The 254-nt window shown below is 35.4% G+C and carries 1 rRNA gene; it reads left to right on the forward strand.

Features of this window, described 5'->3' with window-relative positions:
* A 16S ribosomal RNA gene (locus H5058_RS18320) occupies positions 1–63 on the forward strand; the annotation flags it as partial.
* Between the last annotated feature and the right edge of the window lie 191 nt (positions 64–254).

The following is a 254-nucleotide window of genomic DNA, read 5'->3' on the forward strand; positions in this document are numbered from 1 at the left end:
ATGACTGGGGTGAAGTCGTAACAAGGTAGCCCTAGGGGAACCTGGGGCTGGATCACCTCCTTATACGATTTAGAACTTATTTGTTCGTAGTGTCCACACAGATGATTGTTAATTAGTGCTTGTCCCTTTGGGATAACTAATTAATATGCTCTTTAAAAATTTGGAAAAGCTGATAATAAAATTCTGATGAATAACATTGTTATTTATCAAGAGTTTTCAAAAGTAAAAAAAGAATGGTAGCAGTACCATTCAGT

The sequence above is a fragment of the Pseudoalteromonas sp. SR45-4 genome (assembly GCF_014163535.1).
Taxonomy (GTDB): domain Bacteria; phylum Pseudomonadota; class Gammaproteobacteria; order Enterobacterales; family Alteromonadaceae; genus Pseudoalteromonas; species Pseudoalteromonas nigrifaciens.